Origin of the sequence: Desertimonas flava, from assembly GCF_003426815.1 — a bacterium.
GTDB classification, from domain to species: Bacteria; Actinomycetota; Acidimicrobiia; order Acidimicrobiales; family Ilumatobacteraceae; genus Desertimonas; species Desertimonas flava.
In genome coordinates, this window is sequence record NZ_QKYK01000015.1 from 13883 (window position 1) to 28220 (window position 14338).

A 14338-nucleotide genomic window follows, 5' to 3' on the forward strand; every position below is an offset into this window, starting at 1 on the left:
CGAAGCCGACGCCGACGAGGAGCTAGCGCTCGCCAACAGCCTTGGTGCTATGTTCGTGAGCGACGACTCTGGTGGAGGTGTCCTGTGGGCAAGCACATTCGAACGACGACGACGCGCGGCCTCCCGCGCAGATACCGAGCGAGCGATCGCTTAGTTGATCGCGATCGCTCGCTACATCGCTCGATACATCGGAGGTTGAGGCGCCTTGTCCTCACCCTCGCCGGGACGGTCCTCCTCGCCCAACCGGCGCTGGCGTCCTCGCCGGCCGACCCCGGGGACGACGCCCCGACGCCGGCGACCCTCGTGGCCGAGCCGGCCCCGCCCGCCGGCAGCGACGGGTCCGACCCGGTCGACACTGTCGACACCGTCGACCCCGTCGACACCGTCGACCCCGTCGACACCGTCGACACCGTCGACACCGTCGACACCGTCGACACCGTCGACACGGTGCCTGCTGCACCCGGCGACTCGACGGAGGCCGCCGAGGGGTCCGCGCCGCCGAGCACCGACACGATGCCTGACACGGTCGCCGACACGATGACCGACACGGTGCCCGACGTCGCCGTCGCGTCCGACGAGCTCGTCGCGCCGCTCGCCGAGGACCCGGGACTGATCTTCATCCCCGAGTCCCCCGACTTCGGCAGGGTCGAGGTCGGCCATGACGGAGCGTGGTTGGAGATCGCCGTGTCGTGGATCGCCCTCGACTGGCACGGCCCCCACTGGGTCAGCGTGCACGGCAGCGACGGTCTCGAGCCGTATGGCGGCGAGTTCTACGACTGTGGTGCCAACGCCTGCCGCTACCGGGTCCGTTTCGTGCCCGAACGGGTCGGTGCGCACGAGCCCACCCTGACGATCGTCGAGGACGGGGTCACCATCGGCACCATGCGCGGCAGTGGCGTGGGGTTCGAACCCGGGGCCCTGTCGGCCCAGCCGTCGACCGTGGACTTCGGACCCACGGTGATCGACACGACGAGTGCGCCGCGGACGGTGACGGTGCGCAACACCGGTGCGTCCTCCATCGACATCGTCTCGTCCGACGTGGCTGGGCCGTTCGTCCTCGACACCTCCGCCGACGCCGGGTGCGACCCCGTCTCGTCCGAGCCGTTGGGCCCGGGCGAGACGTGCACGGTGTCGGTCGTCTTCGAGCCCGACGAGTACGACCAGCAGACCGGCTACTTCGACCTCGACGGCGACAGCGGCGAGATCCTGCGCGTCTACCTCCAGGGCTATGGGACCCCGCCGCCGTCGATCACGGTCACCCCGGACGCGCAGGACTTCGGCACCGTCGACGTCGGTGACGAGTCCGACGCGCGTCGATTCACGATCCGCAACACCAGCGACTCCCGCGTCTTCATGTCGGGCGCCATCACGGCGAGCGCCCCGTTCGCTGTCGCTCCCAACGACTGCGTGAGGATGTACGAGCCCGGTGACACCTGCCGGGTCGACGTGACGTTCGCACCGACCGAGCCCGGCGCGGCCACCGGGACCCTCGACATCGCCGGGTATGCCACCGCGTCGCTCACCGGTGAGGGCACCGGCGACCGGCTCGCCGAGCTGGCGATCGAACCGGAGCAACTCGACTTCGGCCACGTCTCCACCGGCTCGCCCACCGAGCCGGCCACGCGCACCCTCACACTGACCGTGCGCAACACAGCGACCTTCGCAGTGACCCTCGACGCCAGCGAGTTCGAGGTGACGGGCCCGTTCTCGATCGACGGCTCCGACTGCTCCCGCCAGCTCGCCGGCAATGCGACCTGTGCGATCGAGGTGACGTTCGCTCCCGAGACATCGGGCCCGGCGAGTGGCCAGGTGGTCGTCAATGTCGCCGGCCGGCCGGCGGCCAGCGCCCAGCTCGTGGGCGCGGCATCGGGCCACGATGTGGACCTGACCCCCGCGTCGCTCGACTTCGGCGACGTGCCCGTCGGCACGGTGTCGAGCCCGCAGCGCATCAGCCTGCGCAACACCGGTGGGGTCGCCATGACCCTCACCGGCGCGATGGATGTCACCGAGCCGTTCGTGGCCGCCGACACGAGCTGTCGCGGTGTGTTCGGGACCGGCGCGACGTGCTGGGTCGACGTCGCCTTCGCGCCGGTCGCCGACGGAAGTGCCAGCGGGCGCTTCGAGATCCGCGCCGACGACATGGTCGTGGCCTCGGCCGATCTCACCGGAACGGGGGGCGACGAACCGTCCGCCGGCGCACCCGTGTCCCTCAGTCCGACGAGTCACGACTTCGGCGCCGTCGAGGTCGGCTCGACGGCGACGCACCGCTTCACGGTCAGCAACGAGACGACGTCGAACCAGCGGGTCGACGGCATCGAGACGGGCCAGCCGTTCCACCTCGACGGCACGTCCTGCGCGGGCGACCTGCCCGCCGGCAACTCCTGCTGGATCGATCTGAGGTTCCAGCCGACCGAGAGCGGCGCGGCGCAGGGACAGCTGTCCGTGTCCGGCAGCGGCTACGACCCGGTTCGCGCCACTGTCGCCGGTACTGGTGTGTCGGGCCCGGCCGAGCCGGTCCTGTCGATCAGCCCGACCAGCATCGACTTCGGCACGGTCGGGGTGGGAGCGACGTCACCGCCGCAGACCATCACGATCAGCAACATCGGTACCAGAAGCGGCGGGATCTCGATCTTCACCTCTGCGCCGTTCGCGGTCGTGCCCCAGAGCGGCTGCACCACGCTGTCGCCGGGTGCAACGTGCATGGTGCAGGTCACCTTCAGTCCGAGCGAGTCCGGGCCGGCCACCGGCATGCTCTCGGTGGCGGGCGACGGGTTCAACGGCGTGACGGCGCAGCTGTCGGGGACGGGCAGCAGGGCTCCAGCGCCCGACGTGTCGGTCTCGCCGTCGTCGTTGGCCTTCGGTGACGTCGCGGTCGGGTCGGTCTCGGCTGTCAGGACGGTGTCGATTGCCAACGACGGCAACGCCCCGGCGTCGATCGACGATGTGTCTGCTTCGGGTCCGTTCGCCGTGGACAGCTCGGCGTGCGCGACGATCGCCGCCGGTTCGTCGTGTCAGGTCAACGTGACGTTCGCGCCGACCGCCGAAGGCGCCGCCTCGGGCACGCTCACCGTCGCCGGCGAGGGGTTCGACGACCTCACGGTGTCGCTGTCGGGGACGGGCAGCAGGGCTCCAGCGCCCGACGTGTCGGTCTCGCCGACGTCGTTGGCCTTCGGTGACGTCGCGGTCGGGTCGGTCTCGGCTGTCAGGACGGTGTCGATTGCCAACGACGGCAACGCCCCGGCGTCGATCGACGATGTGTCTGCTTCGGGTCCGTTCGCCGTGGACAGTGCGGCGTGCGCGACGATCGCCGCCGGTTCGTCGTGTCAGGTCAGCGTGACGTTCGCGCCGACCGCCGAAGGCGCCGCCTCGGGCACGCTCACCGTCGCCGGCGAGGGGTTCGACGACCTCACGGCCGACCTGTCCGGTTCCGGAGTGCTGCCCCTGACCGTCACACCGACCGCGCTCGACTTCGGCTCGGTGACGGTCGGGCACAGGGCCACCCAGACGATCACGGTGACGAATGGTGCCGGCTCGCCGGTGCAACTGTCGATCGAGGGCACGCCCACGCCGTCGCCGTTCGATCGACTCACCACCTGCCCGGACCAGCTGGCCGCCGGTGTGTCCTGTACCTTCACCATCTCGTTCACACCGCAGGACGACGGCGCCTTCGCCTCGTCGATCACGGTGACCACCCCCGCGGACGGGTCGGTGCAGTCGGTCGACATCGATCTCCGCGGTACGGGAGTGCTCGCCGACGTGGGCGTGACCGATGTGGCGTTCGGCGACGTGCCGGTCGGATCGACCGGATCGGCGCCGGCGACGGTCCGCAACGACGGCGCGTCTGCCGTGACCATCACCGCCTTGGCCGCCGACGGGCCGTTCGCCGTGGTCGATCAGGCAACGTGCGTCACCACCCTTGCGCCAGGGGCGGAGTGCAGCGTGGACGTCGTGTTCACACCAACATCTCGGGGCGCGGCGTCGGGCACGCTGTCGGTGGATCACCTGGGCGGCACGAGCATCGGCGCCCTTGCCGGACGGGGGACCGTCGCCGCACTCGAGGCCGACCCCTCCGTCGACCTGGGAGCCGTGCTGGGCGGCGAGTCGATCGACACCACGGCCACCTTCACCAACGCCGGCAACGTCGACATGACGCTGCAGGCGGCCACGGCGACCGGGCCGTTCCAGGTGGTGGACGGCTGCACGGGCACGCTCGCGGCCGGCTCGTCGTGCGACCTCACGGTGCGGTTCGCACCCGACGGCAGCGCGTCCGGCCCGCAGACAGGCGAGCTGTCGCTCACCGGCACGGCGCCGGGACTCGAGGCCACCGGCACCGTCGATCTCCGGGGATTCGCGGCCACCGCCGACGTGACGGTCAGTCCGGCTGCCCACGACTTCGGGACGATCGCCCTCGGCCGCTACACCCCGACGCTCACGGTCACGATCGCCAACGAGGGCAACGTGGCCGTCACCGTCTCGCCCACGCTCACGGGGGAGCCCGACTTCGCCCTCGATCCCAGCGCCTGTGGCGACCCACTCGCTGCCGGGATGTCCTGCGAGGTCACGTTGACGTACGAGCCGACCGGCGCGGCGACCCACACCGGCTCGCTGTCGATCTCGGCGGCCATGACGCTGGCAACCGGGACGCACGAGTTCTCCGGAGAGACGGTCGCCCTCGTCGGCACCGCCGCCGCGGTGAACCTTCGAGCCGACGGACCGCTCGAGTTCGGCGACGTCCCCGCCGGGGAGGAGTCCCCGCCCCGCGTCCTCACCCTCACCAACGACGGGCCCGAAGTCGGCGTGACCAGCCTGGAGGTTCCCGCCGGGTTCGACATCGTCGGCGACGCGTGCACCGATACGACGCTCGCCACGGGTGCGACGTGCACCGTCGATGTCGTGGTGTCGGCGTCGGCGGACGGGGTGGTGAGTGGTGACGTCGTCGTCACGATCGACACCGGCGACGACGTCGGAGTCGCCGTGTCGGCCGTGTCGGCCGTCGCCGTGTCGGGATCGCTGACGATCAGGCCCGCCGCCGTCGAGTTCGCCGACGTCACGGTCGGCGCCGTCGCCGAACAGGACCTGACGATCACCAACGGCCTCAACGTGTCGACCGAGCTGACCGACCTCACACTGGCCGCACCGTCGGCGGGCACCGGAGCTGCCGGCTTCTCCCGACCGACCGGCCTGCGTGCGGCGCTCGCCCCGGCCGTGGCGGTCGACGGCCCCTTCCGCCTGGACGCCGGCGACTGCACCGATCGTGTACTCGAACCCGGTGCGTCGTGCACGCTGACGTTGCGGTTCGCTCCCGAGACGGTGGGCTCGGCCGACGCCGTGCTCTCGATCGTCAGCAGCCGAGCCGGCGCGGAGGTCGTCCTGTCGGGGTCGTCGGTCGCCGCACCGCCCGCCCCGCCACCCGCGACGGAGCCCGACGCTGGTACCGACCCAAGCACTGGCCCGGGTGACGGCACCTCGCCGGGCAGCACGGCCCCGGGCGTCACTCCCGGCGACGACAGCGGCACCGACGACGGGACGCTTCCCGTCACGGGTGGGGCGCCGCTGTTGGCGTCCGTCGCCGTGGCACTCGCCCTGATCGGCGCCGGGGCGGTGCTGGTCGGCGTGCGCCGGCGGGTCGGCTGAATCTCCGAGACGGGCACGGCTCCACAGCGCGCGCCACTCGGGCACCCACCGTGAGGTGCCCCGGCTACGGGGTCGCCGCGTGGGCCCGGAGGTCGGCGAGGTCGACGAACTCCAGGGCCGACACGTGCGTGGACTCCAACACGACGGGGCAGGCCTTGCCGGCGACGAGGGCGTCGGCCCACCGGGCGGCACACACGCACCATTGGTCACCGGGGCGCAGCCCGGGGAAGCCGTACTGCGGCGCCGGCGTGGACAGGTCGTTGCCCTGCTCGGCCGAGAAGGCGAGGAACTCCTCGGTGACGCGGCAGCACACCACGTGCATCCCCGGGTCATCTCCGTGGTTCTCGCAGCACCCCGTGCGGTAGTAGCCGGTGACCGGGTCCATCGAGCAGGCGATCAGTTCCTCGCCGAGGACGTTGCGCTGCGGGCTCCCGGACATCGCCATCGATACAGCGAATCACAGCCGGCGCCCTAACGTGGCATCCATGCTCGACCCCTCCATCAAGAAGCTCGCCTCCGAGGGCCGCAACTTCGGCGCTCTCGCGATCCACCTGTCGAACGGCCAGATCCTCAACCACGTGATGTGGGTGGATGCCGACGACGAGCACCTCCTGATCAACACCGAGACCCACCGGGCCAAGTACAAGGCGATGACGGCCAACCCCGAGGTCACCGTGACGGTGTGGAACGCCGAGAACCCGTACTCCTATGCCGAGGTGCGCGGCAAGGTGGTCGGCGAGGTGCGCGGCGACGAGGCCCGGGCCCACATCGACGCCCTCTCGCAGCGCTACACGGGCGGTCCCTACCAGGGCGAGATCCAGAGCGAGCGCGTCGTCGTGCGCATCGCGCCCGTTCGTCAGCGCGGTCAATGACGATGGCGGGGGCGTCCGACTCGCTCGTGGCCGTCGTCATGGGTTCGTCCAGCGACTGGCCGACGATGTCGCGCGCAGCGGCGATCCTCGAGCGGTTCGGGGTGGCCCACGAAGCCACGGTCGTCAGCGCCCACCGCATGCCCGACGAGATGTTCGCCTTCGCCGAGTCGGCGAGGTCGCGCGGCCTGCGGGCGATCATCGCCGGCGCCGGGGGCGCCGCCCATCTCCCCGGGATGCTCGCGGCCAAGACCACCGTGCCGGTGCTCGGCGTCCCCGTCGCCTCGCGCCATCTGCAGGGTCAGGACTCGCTGCTGTCGATCGTGCAGATGCCCGCCGGGGTGCCGGTGGCCACGTTCGCCATCGGGGAGGCCGGCGCCACGAACGCGGCCCTCTTTGCCGTCGCCCTCCTCGCTGCCGACGATGCCGAGCTGGCGGCGGCGCTCGACGCCTACCGGGCCGAGCGTCGGGAGGAGGCGGCGGCATCGGGCGACACGCTCGAGCTGCCGGACGCGTGAGCGTGGTCGGGCCGCCGGCCACGATCGGCATGTTGGGAGGCGGTCAGCTTGGTCGCTACGCCCTGATCGCCGCCCGCATCGCCGGCTACCGAACCATCGTGTGCGACCCCGACCCGGCCGCCCCCGCCGGACGCGTCGCCGACGTCCACCTCGTGACCGCCTACGACGACCCCGAGTCGCTGGATCGCCTCGCCGCCGAGTGCGCCGTGGTCACCACCGAGTTCGAGAACCCGCCGGCCACCGCCCTCGAGCGCCTCGCCGCCGACACCGTCGTCGCGCCGTCCGCGGCGGCCGTCGCCGTCGCCCAGGACCGCATCGCCGAGAAGACGTTCCTCGCCGAACACGGCATCCCCGTCGCTCCATGGGCGCCGCTCGTGGTCGATGGCGATCTGGCCCGAGCGGCCGCGCTCGACGGGCCGGTGATCGTCAAGTCGGCCCGGCTCGGCTACGACGGCAAGGGCCAGATCGCCCTGAACGACGGCGGCGACGTCGCCGCGGCGTGGCGCGAGCTCGGCGGCGCGGCCTGTGTGGTCGAGCGCCGGGTGCCGCTCGACGTGGAACTGTCGGTGGTGTGCGCCCGCTCGGCCGACGGTGCGTTCGTCGCCTACCCCGTGGCGGAGAACGAACACCGGGACGGGATCCTCGACCTGACCATCGTCCCGGCGCGCATCGAGCCGGAACTCGCCGAGGCGGCCACCGGCCTGGCCGAGTCCATCGCCTCGGCGCTCGACTACGTCGGGGTGCTCGCCGTGGAGATCTTCGTCAGCGACGGCGAGTTGCTCGTCAACGAGCTCGCACCGCGGCCCCACAACAGTGGGCACTGGACGCTCGATGCCGCGGGCATCGATCAGTTCGCCCTGCAGATCCGAGCGATCACCGGCAGCGCCCTCGGCGGGACGACGCTGACGGCACCGGCCGTGGCGATGGTCAACCTGCTCGGTGATCTCTGGCCGGACGGTGGCGATCCCGACTGGTCGCCGGTGCTCGGCGAGCCGGCCGCCCGCCTTCACCTCTACGGCAAGTCGGCGGCCCGGCGGGGGCGCAAGATGGGCCACGTCACCGTCGTCGCCGACGATCCGACCGCGGCCGGAATCCAGGCCCGCGCTCTTCGCGCCGCCGTCGCCAGCGCGTAGCGTTCACGCACGATGATGATTCGCACGCTGCGTTCGGTGCTCCAGTTCCGCCGGTTCGAGATCGACCCCGTGAAGCGGTCGCTGGCCAAGGCGGCCAACGTGGGCGACCTCCGCCGGCTCGCCCAGCGGCGCCTGCCGGGCGGCGTGTTCGACTACGTCGACGGGGCCGCCGAGGACGAGCGCACCGCCCGGGCCAACCAGGACGCCTTCGCCCGCCGCCACTTCCAGCCGCGGGTGCTGCGCGACGTCGGCAAGGTGGATGCCGGCACCACCGTGCTCGGCAAGCCGGTCCCGCTGCCGCTCGTCCTCGCGCCCACCGGGTTCACCCGCATCGCCGACCCGCAGGGTGAACTCGCCGTCGCTCGCGCCGCCGCGCGCGCCGGGATCCCCTACACGCTGTCCACGCTCGCCACCCGCTCGATCGAGGAGGTCGCCGCGGCCAGCGGCGACGGTCGGCGCTGGTTCCAGGTGTACGTGTGGCGCGACCGCGGCCTCGTTCGCGAGATGATCGAACGGGCGAAGGCGGCCGGCTACGACGCCCTCATGCCCACCGTCGACACCGCCGTGCTCGGCCGCCGCGAGCGAGACGTGCGCCGCGGGTTCTCGCTGCCCCCGAAGATCGGCCTCGAGACGATCATCGACGGAGCCCTACATCCCGGCTGGACGTGGCGGTTCGTGCGGTCCGAACCGATCCGTTTCGCCAACGTGGCCACGAGCCGCAGCGCCGCCGAGGCGCACGGTGACGGCAGCACCGCCGTGACGCTGGCCGACTACGTCAACACGCAGTTCGACCCGTCGATGTCGTGGGCGGACATCGAGTGGATGCGCAGCGTCTGGGACGGCCCGATCGTCCTCAAGGGGATCCAGACGGTGGCCGATGCCCGCATCGCCGCCGACGAAGGGATCGACGCCATCGCCCTGTCCAACCACGGCGGCCGGCAGCTCGACGACGCGCCGGCGATCCTCGACCTCGTCGCCCCGGTCGCCGACGCCGTCGGCGGGCGGCTGGAGATCTACTGCGACGGCGGCGTGCGGCGGGGCAGCGACATCGTCAAGGCCGTGTCGCTCGGCGCCACCGCCTGCCTCGCCGGGAGGGCTTACCTGTACGCCCTCGGCGCGGGCGGCGAGCGCGGCGTCGACCACCTCCTGTCGTTGCTGGCGGCCGACGTTCGCCGCACGATGGCCCTCATCGGGGCCACCACCGTCGCCGATCTCACCCCGGATCTCGTGGCCGACGCCCGCTGACGGCACGCGGTCGCGGGGCGGCCGGTCGCCCGCCAGGGGCATGGCTACGCTGACTTGGCAACAACCAGTCATCTCGATGCTTCGACAGCGTGGTCGAGGCGGGAGGTTCATCGGGCATGCAGGCTCAGACGCCGGCCCACCAGAACGTGTCGGAGGCGCTCGACCGCCTCCGGGAGCTCGGCGCGGTACGCCGCCCAGGGGATGCGCTGCTCGGCGACTTCCTCGGTCTCTACTACGGAGAACTTCCCGACGACGACGTCGACGACCGCAAGATCGACGACATCTACGCCGTCGCCGTCGCCCATCTCGACCTCGGGCGCACGCGTGCGCCCGCCGAGCCGGTGGTGCGGGTGGTGTCCCCCGAACGAGAGCGTGATGGCTGGCAGTCGCCCCATTCGGTCGTGTTCCTCGTCTCCGACGACATGCCCTTCCTCGTCGACACGATGCGCATGCGCATCGAGGACCACGGTCTCGACATCCACCTGCTCGTTCATCCGATGCTGCTCGTGCAGCGCGACGCCGACAACACCATGCAGGACGTCGCCGCCCTCGATCCGGAGAGCGGCGACGAGAGCCCGGGCAACGCCGTCGTCGAGGCATGGACACAGATCGAGATCGACCGGGTGGGCCCGGCCACGGCGCGAGCGCTCGAAGCCGATCTACGCGCAGCGATCGGTGAGGTAGGACGCGTCGTCGGCGACTTCGACGCGATGCGGAAGCGCCTGCTCGACCACGTCGATGTCCATCCTGCCCTCACCTGGTTCGCCCGCGGGCAGTTCGTGTTCCTCGGCGCCATCGACACGCGTGTCGCCGCCGACGGATCGGTGACCGCCGTCGCCGGATCCGGACTCGGCCAGCTGCGCGACGCCGACGACGAAGCGATCGCCGCCGTCGCGTTCCCGACGCGGTCCGGGCCCGAGGAACGGCCGGCCGTGGTGACCCGAGCCGATCTGGTCGCCACCGTGTTCCGTCCCCAGCGCGAGACGGTGCTGATCGTGCGCGACGAGGCCGACCCGACGCTCCAGCACCGGTTCGTCGGCCTGCTCTCCACGGCCGCCCAGCGCTCCAGCGTGCTGGACATCCCGGGATTCGGCGACGAGATCGCCGCCCACCTCGATCTCGTCGGGACCGGCGCCCACACGCATTCAGGCCGATCGGCGCGCACCGTCTTGGAGAACCTGCCCCGCGACCTGGTGCTCGAGCTCTCGTCGGCGGAGGTCGCCGACCTCGTGCGCGACATCGTCGGCCTCCAGGAGCGACGGCGCGTCCGCGTGTTCGAGGTGCCCGAACCCGTGGGGCTCTGGACGACGGTCCTGGTGTACTTCCCCCGGAGCCGTTTCACCGCGGACCTCCCCGAACGCATCGCCGGCATCGTGGCCGACGCGTACGGCGCCCACGAGCGGTCCTTCGAGTCGCTGGTGGCCAGCAGCTCGCTCGCCCGCGTCACCGTCAGCGTCCGTCGGCCCGACGCCGCGGCCGGCGCCGACATCGACCGACTCGAGGCGGCGATCGACGAGCAGTCCACGTCGTGGAACGACCGTCTCCGCGCCGCGGCGATCACCGAGCTCGGCGAGGTCGCCGGGAGCCGCCTCTACGACCTGCTCGGCGACTCCACGTCAGCTGCGTATCGCGCCGCCGTCAGCCCCGACCACGCCGTCACCGACCTCCGGCACATCGAGGAGGTGATGAGCGGGGCGAGCGACCTCGTCACCGCGCTCGGCCGTGACGTCGACGCTCATCCAGGCGTCTGGCGGATGCGCGTGTTCCGGTACGGAACCCCGATGGCGCTGTCCGAGCTCCTCCCGCTACTCGATCATCTCGGCTTCGTCGCGCTCGACGAGCAGCCGTTCGTGTTCAGGCCTCGCCACGTCGCCGGCGCATCCGGCGACGGCCGGGTGCATCTCTACGACATCGGCGTGCGCGTGCCTCAGGGCGTGGTGCTCGACGACAGACGCGTCGCCGATCTCCGCGAGGCGTTCGTCGGCCTCGTCCGTGGCGCCGTGGAGAGCGACGGTTTCAACCGCCTCGTGCTCAGCGCCGGGCTCACGGCGCGGCACGTGGCGATGGTGCGCGCCTACGCCAAGTACCTCAGGCAGATCGGCTTCCCGTTCAGCCAGCACTACATCGAAGAGACCCTCGACGCCAACGACACGTTGGCGGCGGCGCTCGTCGAGCTGTTCGAAGCCCGCTTCCGGCCCGACGTTCCGGGCGACGAGCGCGAGGCGCGCCAGGCCGAGGTGCGGGCGCGGATCCATGCCTCGCTCGACGAGATCCCCAGCCTCGACCACGATCGCATCTGCCGGATGTTCCTCACGCTGATCGACGCGACGGTACGCACGAACTACTACCGCGACCGCCCGTCGATCGCCTTCAAGTTCGACCCCGCGGCGATCCCCGAGCTGCCGCAGCCACGGCCGGCCCACGAGATCTGGGTCTGCGGGCCGCGCGTCGAGGGCGTCCACCTGCGCGGCGGGCCGATCGCCCGCGGCGGCCTGCGTTGGAGTGATCGCCGCGAGGACTTCCGCACCGAGGTCCTCGGCCTGATGAAGGCCCAGATGGTGAAGAACGCCGTCATCGTGCCGACGGGCGCCAAGGGCGGCTTCGTCGTCAAGCGACCGCCGTCCGATCCCGACGCCGCGCGCGCCGAGGTCGTCGAGTGCTACCAGACGTTCATCCGCAGCCTCCTCGACCTGACCGACAACCTCGTCGCCGGTCCCGACGGCAACACCGTGGTCCACCCGCCCGACACCGTCATCCACGACGGCGACGACACCTACCTCGTCGTCGCGGCCGACAAGGGCACGGCGACGTTCAGCGACGTCGCCAACGCCATCGCCGTGGAGTACGGCTTCTGGCTCGGCGACGCGTTCGCCTCGGGTGGCAGCGTCGGCTACGACCACAAGGCGATGGGCATCACGGCCCGCGGCGCCTGGGAGAGCGTGCGCCGCCATGCCCGTGTCCTCGGGCGCGACGCCGACACCGAGCCGCTCACCGCCGTGGGCATCGGCGACATGTCGGGCGACGTCTTCGGCAACGGCATGCTGCGCTCCCAGGCGTTGCGGCTGGTGGCCGCATTCGACCACCGGCACATCTTCATCGACCCGAACCCCGACGCCGTCGCCGGGTTCGCCGAACGCAAGCGCCTCTTCGAACTGCCCAGATCGTCGTGGGCCGACTACGACCCGTCGCTCATCTCGCCGGGTGGCGGCGTGTACCCCCGCACGCTGAAGTCGATCGACCCCAGTCCCGAAGCCCGTGCGGTCCTCGGCGTCGATGCCGGCCAGTACCCCGGACCGATGACCCCTGACCAGTTGATCTCGGCGATCCTCAAGGCGCCGGTCGACCTGCTGTGGAACGGCGGGATCGGCACGTACGTCAAGGGCTCCAACGAGACCAACGCCGAGGTCGGCGACCGCGCCAACGACGGACTCCGCGTCAACGGCAACGAGCTGCGCTGCCGGATCGTGGGCGAAGGGGGCAACCTCGGGTTCACCCAGCGCGCCCGCGTGGAGTACTCGCTGGCGGGCGGACTGATCTACACCGACGCGATCGACAACTCCGCCGGCGTCGACTGCAGCGACCACGAGGTGAACATCAAGATCCTCCTCGACGGCATCGTCAGCGCCGGCGAGATGACCGTCAAGCAGCGCAACGAGCTGCTCGCGTCGATGACCGACGAGGTGGGCAACCTCGTCCTCGCCCACAACCGGGCTCAGGCGTTGGCGCTGGTGATGGCCCGGCGCCAGTCGGCGCCGATGGCCAATGTCCACGCCCGCTACATCGACGTGCTCGAGTCCGAGGGCTGGCTCGACCGCGGTCTGGAGTTCCTGCCCACCGACAAGCAGATCGCCGAGCGCCAGCTGGCCGGCAGCGGGCTCGTCGCGCCGGAGTTCGCCGTGCTGATCGCCTACACCAAGAACGCCAACGTGGCCGAGATGGTCGGGACGGACCTCCCGGACGCTCCGCTGCTCGTCGACGATCTCGTCCGCTACTTCCCGACGCCCCTACGTGGGCGCTTCCGGGCGGCGATCGAGGCCCACCCGCTGCGTCGGCAGATCGTGTCGACCGTGGTGGTGAACCAGATGGTGAACCTGTCGGGCATCTCGTTCGACCACCGCATGACCGAGGACACGGGGGCATCGGTGGTCGACGTCACGCGGGCGTGGATCGTCGCTCGCGAGGTGTTCGGCTTTCCGCGTCTGTGGGCCGAGATCGACGGCCTCGACGGGTCGGTCAAGCTGGACATTCAGCTCGACCTGTTCCTCGAGTGCCGAACGATGGTGGAGCGGGCCGCGCTGTGGATCCTGCGGCATCGGCGCCCACCGTACGATCCGGCCGCCCTCGCCGACCGCTACCGCCCGGACATCGAGACCCTCGCCGGGTCGCTCGGTGCCGCGCTCCGTGGGCGGATGGCCGAGGTGGTGCTGTCGGGCGAGGCGTCCCGCCTGGCCGCCGGCGTGCCCGAAGCGCTCGCCGAGCGGGCCGGGGTCTGGCCGCTGTTGCACACCGGGTTCGATCTCGTCGACCTCGCCGAGGTGTGTGGCCGGTCGGTGTCGGACGCCGCGGCGGTGCAGTGGCGGCTGTTCGACGAGCTCGATCTGATGTGGCTGTGGGAGGCGATCGGTGCCCTGCCGCGCTCGGATCGCTGGCAGACCCAGGCCCGCTCGGCCGTCCGGGACGACCTGCTGTCCACGCTGGCGGCCCTCACCGAGGCGTGTCTGACGGCCACAGGCGGCGACGTCGACGAGTGGATGGATGCCAACCTCCGGGCGGTCGCCCGCGTCGGCGGCATGCTCACCGAGATCCGGCGCGCCGAGACATACGACCTCACCACGCTGTCGGTCGCCCTGCGCCAGCTCCGCAACCTCTCCGTCGCCTCCACCGGCTGACCCCGGCCGGCCGGCTGCACCCGACGCCCGGGCGTCCCCGGCGGGGGAGT

Annotated in this window: 7 protein-coding genes; 6 read left to right on the forward strand and 1 reads right to left on the reverse strand. The window is 71.5% G+C overall.

Features of this window, described 5'->3' with window-relative positions:
* Positions 1–195: 195 nt before the first annotated feature.
* The gene (locus DN771_RS17000) at positions 196–5634 is read left to right on the forward strand and encodes a choice-of-anchor D domain-containing protein (protein WP_116998751.1); all 5439 of its coding nucleotides are present in this window, start codon (positions 196–198) and stop codon (positions 5632–5634) included.
* A 64-nt stretch (positions 5635–5698) separates the two neighbouring features.
* Here DN771_RS17000 and DN771_RS17005 read toward each other — a convergent pair whose 3' ends face one another.
* The gene (locus DN771_RS17005; protein ID WP_205528636.1) at positions 5699–6079 is read right to left on the reverse strand and encodes a DUF2237 family protein; all 381 of its coding nucleotides are present in this window, start codon (positions 6077–6079) and stop codon (positions 5699–5701) included.
* A gap of 40 nt (positions 6080–6119) precedes the next feature.
* On the opposite strand from DN771_RS17005, the gene DN771_RS17010 reads away from it, so the two are divergent.
* The 5 genes from DN771_RS17010 (at position 6120) to DN771_RS17030 (ending at position 14288) form a co-directional block, all read left to right on the forward strand.
* A complete protein-coding gene (locus DN771_RS17010) occupies positions 6120–6506 on the forward strand; it encodes a pyridoxamine 5'-phosphate oxidase family protein (protein ID WP_116998836.1) in 387 nt (128 codons plus the stop codon).
* Positions 6503–7021, forward strand: a complete 519-nt coding sequence (gene purE, locus DN771_RS17015) for a 5-(carboxyamino)imidazole ribonucleotide mutase (protein WP_420810932.1) — start codon at positions 6503–6505, stop codon at positions 7019–7021. The genes DN771_RS17010 and purE overlap by 4 nt, the downstream gene beginning before the upstream one ends.
* Before the next feature lie 2 nt (positions 7022–7023).
* On the forward strand, positions 7024–8154 hold the full coding sequence (locus DN771_RS17020; RefSeq protein ID WP_116998753.1) for a 5-(carboxyamino)imidazole ribonucleotide synthase: 1131 nt from the start codon (positions 7024–7026) through the stop codon (positions 8152–8154).
* Positions 8155–8169: 15 nt separating this feature from the next.
* Positions 8170–9399, forward strand: coding sequence for an alpha-hydroxy acid oxidase (locus DN771_RS17025; protein WP_116998754.1), 1230 nt, complete (start codon positions 8170–8172; stop codon positions 9397–9399).
* A 116-nt stretch (positions 9400–9515) separates the two neighbouring features.
* Entirely contained in the window at positions 9516–14288 is a 4773-nt protein-coding gene (locus DN771_RS17030) for an NAD-glutamate dehydrogenase (RefSeq protein ID WP_116998755.1), read from the forward strand.
* Positions 14289–14338: the final 50 nt, after the last annotated feature.

What these genes read in the sequence shown, in the direction of transcription:
- DN771_RS17005 (WP_205528636.1), bottom strand. Translation starts at nt 6,079, where the DNA reads ATGGCGATGTCCGGGAGCCCGCAGCGCAACGTCCTCGGCGAGGAACTG.
- DN771_RS17010 (WP_116998836.1), top strand. Translation starts at nt 6,120, where the DNA reads ATGCTCGACCCCTCCATCAAGAAGCTCGCCTCCGAGGGCCGCAACTTC.
- purE (WP_420810932.1), top strand. Translation starts at nt 6,503, where the DNA reads ATGACGATGGCGGGGGCGTCCGACTCGCTCGTGGCCGTCGTCATGGGT.
- DN771_RS17025 (WP_116998754.1), top strand. Translation starts at nt 8,170, where the DNA reads ATGATTCGCACGCTGCGTTCGGTGCTCCAGTTCCGCCGGTTCGAGATC.
- DN771_RS17030 (WP_116998755.1), top strand. Translation starts at nt 9,516, where the DNA reads ATGCAGGCTCAGACGCCGGCCCACCAGAACGTGTCGGAGGCGCTCGAC.